Genomic DNA, 1,014 nt, shown 5'->3' on the forward strand with positions numbered 1-1,014 from the left:
CAGGTCAGCACCTGCTCGCGAGCGTCGATCTTGTCCAGTAGCCACGTGCCGGGATCGGGCGAGGTCGCCTCGAGCCTGTTCACGTCGACCGCCACGACGGCCCGGACGCACGGGTCAATCGGCGAGACATCACATCGGTCATCGCCCAATACACCCGCGACTCAGACGTGGCCGGCAGGTGCTCATAATCGCGGACCAGACGCCGATGCAGCATCAAGGTGCCGTAGGTCTGCTCGACGATCCACCGTGTCGGCTGGGGGACAAATCCCTTGTCCGCCCGGTTACGTTCGACGATCTCCACATCGATTCCCAGACCGGCTCCATGGGCGACGACCGTGTTCTTGAACCCCTGATCGGCCAGCGCCTTCATCACCGTGCCGTCGGTCCGCGCGGCGAGGCGGTCCAGCAGGGCCGTTCCTGCGGTGTTCTCGTGCGCTGATGCGGCGAGCACCACCGCCGCGATGACCAGTCCGAAGGTGTCCACGGCCAGACCGCGTTTGCGTCCGGGGACCTTCTTGGCCACGTCCTTGCCGGTCGTGGTGGCCGGGACGCCGGCCGCGGCGTGGACGCTTTGGGTGTCCAGCACGACCAGGCTTGGATCGGCCTTTCGCCCTTTGCTCTCCCGGAGATACCAGCGCAGCAGGTCGTGGATCACCTGGTCGGTGCCGTCGTTGCGCCACTTGGCGAAGTAGTAGTACGTCGCGCTCTTGGGCGGCAGGTCATGCGGCAGGTACTTCCATTGGACGCCGGTTCGTCCCTGGTAGCGGATCGCGTTGACGATCTCGCGCATCGCGTGGTTGCCCTCGTGGCCGCTGACCGACGGGTGCGCGGCCTTCCATGCCGTGATGACCGGTTCGATCAGCGCCCACTGCTCGTCGGACAAGTCGCTGGGGTACGGCTTGCGCTCGCTCACCCGGTCATCCCAGCACATCCTGGCCCGCCAGCCAGCCATAACGCTAAACGTCCATCCGATCACACTGTGACATCACAGGCATCGACTCGCGAACCGCCCTC

General features: G+C 65.8%; 1 protein-coding gene. It reads right to left on the reverse strand.

The features are described 5' to 3' along the window. Window positions 1-79: 79 nt before the first annotated feature. Window positions 80-913: an IS5 family transposase gene (locus tag AB0G16_RS38855; RefSeq protein WP_362816052.1), complete on the reverse strand. Its 834-nt coding sequence runs from the start codon at window positions 911-913 to the stop codon at window positions 80-82. Window positions 914-1,014: the final 101 nt, after the last annotated feature.

The organism is Streptosporangium sp. NPDC023615, assembly GCF_040640155.1.
Lineage (GTDB): Bacteria > Actinomycetota > Actinomycetes > Streptosporangiales > Streptosporangiaceae > Streptosporangium.